Raw genomic sequence first — 2540 nt, forward strand, 5'->3', positions numbered from 1 at the left:
CCATGAGGCGTGACGGTGTCAAGTGTCAGGCCACCAACAAGGGCCGAAACTTGCCGGGCTGCCGCGCTGGGGTTGGGCACTTCGAGGCAGGCTAGTGCCGCAGCAATAATGTCATGAAGATCGCTTGCCATCTGTGCAGCGGATGATGCAAATACTGTCTGTGTTCTTGAGGCACGTATGAGTTCAAGGACAACGATCGCCTCCATCCTCCGCGGTTCATCGACAGGGAGAACTTGTTCCAGGAGATCTTGCAAGGAAGTTAGAGCCTCCTCACCTTCGAGGCCCCTCAACTGCTCGACCGGATGGTGCATGAGTCGCTGTCCCATCCGGTTTCCGGCTTCGTGAGCTGCAGCCGTCAGTAGGTCTTCATGGCCATCAAAAAAGTGCCGTACCGACCCTATATTGAGGTCCGCTTCAGCTGCCACCTTCCTTAGGGTAAGTCCTTCAAGGCCCTCTGCTACGATCAACCGAAATGCAGCATCGATGACATACTGGCGGCGTTCCTCTGCGTCTATGCGTGCAGGCATGTGTTTTCATCCTCATTTCCTTTTGACAGATTCGTCCCATACAGGATGGTCGGTTTCGTACGTCTGTCCGTCCTTGGCGAAGACCAAGAAGCGATCGAAATCTCGGGCAAACCAACGGTCATGGGTCACGGCAAGAACTGTCCCGTCATAGGCTCTGAGCGCTCGTTGAAGGGCCTCCGCTGACTCCAAGTCGAGATTGTCAGTCGGCTCGTCGAGAAGCAACATTGTCGCACCGCCAAGTTCGAGCAAAAGGATCTGGAAGCGAGCTTGTTGCCCCCCAGACAGGGAATCGAAGTTCTGCTCGGCGGAACGGGCGAGCTCGTAACGAGCTAGCACTCGGGACGACTCTTCTCGCGGCATTCCACGCCGGTGCTCGTCACCACGATGCAGTATCGAGAGCAGACTACGGCCGCGAAGGTCGGGGCGTCCATGTGTTTGAGCGAACCAGCCCGGACGGACTCGGGCGCCTAGATGCGCGGTACCGTCGTGCGTCACTGGATCAATCTGCATCTCGGATACAGGTTCGTGTTCAGGGGTGGGGTCATCGCCGCCGGCTGCTAGCAGACGAAGGAAGTGCGACTTTCCAGATCCGTTCTTGCCGAGAACGGCAATGCGGTCACCGTACCAAGCTTGGAAGTCGAAGGGCCGGACGAGTCCGGTGAGTTCGAGTTGCTCACACGTCAGAGCCTTCTTGCCCGTCCTGCCTCCATGTAGACGTATCGCAAGTTCTTGCTCCCGTGGTTGCGCCTCAGGCGGACCAGCCTGTTCGAACCTGGCCAACCGAGTCTGCGCCGCCCTGTACCGGGAGGTCATATCTGAGTTATAGGCCGCCTTCTGCTTATACATCTGAACAAGCGAACGTAACTTTGCATGCTCGTCATCCCATCGACGCCGCAGTTCGTCCAGCCTTTCAAACCGCTGCGTGCGTGCCTTCTGATATCCGCTGAAGCCGCCAGAGTGAACCCATGCGGTGTTACCTGCGCTGCCCAGCTCGAGAGTGACGATACTCGTGGCAGTGTTTGCGAGAAGTTCGCGGTCATGGCTGATATAGAGCACGCTCTTATTACATTCGACCAACTGGTTTTCAAGCCAGCGTTTGCCTGGGACGTCGAGGAAGTTGTCTGGTTCATCGAGGAGAAGAATCTCATCAGGGCCACGAAGGAGCGCGTTAAGAATGAGGCGCTTCTGCTCACCGCCCGATAACGTTGTCACCGGACGGTCCCAACACTTCTCGAATGGCAAGCCCAGGGAATCCGTGGCGCACGCATCCCAAAGAACTTCGAGATCGTAACCACCCTTCTCGCCCCAAGCGGCCAGAGCGGATGCGTATTCCATCTGCCGATCAATATCGTCTGTAGTGGCAACCGCTTGTTCGGCACGACGTAGTTCTGCGGCGGCTTCCTGCAAGGGCGGAGGAGCCACCGACAGTAGCAATTCTTGGACCGTCCCGGAATCGACGAACTGGCGCATCACTCCAATCGAGCCATTGCGGGAGACTGCCCCCGCCTCGGGAGTGATCTCGCCTGTGATGATGCGTAACAGTGTCGTTTTACCTGCTCCATTCGCTCCAATCACCGCCACTCTCTCCCGAGGGCCGACACGGAACGAGACGTCGCGGAGCAGGGGCCGACCGTCGGCCAGCGTGTAGCTCACCGACTGTGCTTCGAGATAGCTCATGGGCCACCACGGTATCACGGTCGTGACAAATGATGGAACCCAGACCTTGGTAGCGGCGTTGAGCCGCAGCGTCGCCCGAGCCGATTCCCCGCTCCAACGTCGTAGCCACGGGGGTCGGGTGGCGATGGCTTGGATCGGGGCGGTACGGTGTGTCACACTCGTGCTATATATCACGCCCGTGATAGCTTCGGTTCGAGTACAACACACAGAAGCGCTGAGCGGTGGCTCGTCAGCACCGCAGTCGCCTACCGGTCAGCGCAGGAAGGTGGCAAGGTCATGACCGATGACTTCATCGTCGAACAGCCTCAGAAGAGTGACTTTGACGCTCTCCGTGGC

At 58.2% G+C, this 2540-nt stretch carries 2 protein-coding genes; both read right to left on the minus strand.

The features are described from left to right. The coding region (locus DCC24_RS11840) for a TetR/AcrR family transcriptional regulator (RefSeq protein ID WP_110100101.1) at window positions 1-527 on the minus strand (527 nt) is incomplete at its 3' end. Between the two features lie 12 nt (window positions 528-539). Beyond that, on the minus strand, window positions 540-2204 hold the full coding sequence (locus tag DCC24_RS11845; RefSeq protein ID WP_110100102.1) for an ABC-F family ATP-binding cassette domain-containing protein: 1665 nt from the start codon (window positions 2202-2204) through the stop codon (window positions 540-542). Window positions 2205-2540 lie beyond the last annotated feature (336 nt).

It is taken from the genome of Auritidibacter sp. NML100628 (assembly GCF_003185985.1).
Lineage (GTDB): Bacteria > Actinomycetota > Actinomycetes > Actinomycetales > Micrococcaceae > Auritidibacter > Auritidibacter ignavus.

Coding starts and splice junctions, on each gene's coding strand:
- DCC24_RS11845 (WP_110100102.1), bottom strand. CDS start 2,204: ATGAGCTATCTCGAAGCACAGTCGGTGAGCTACACGCTGGCCGACGGT.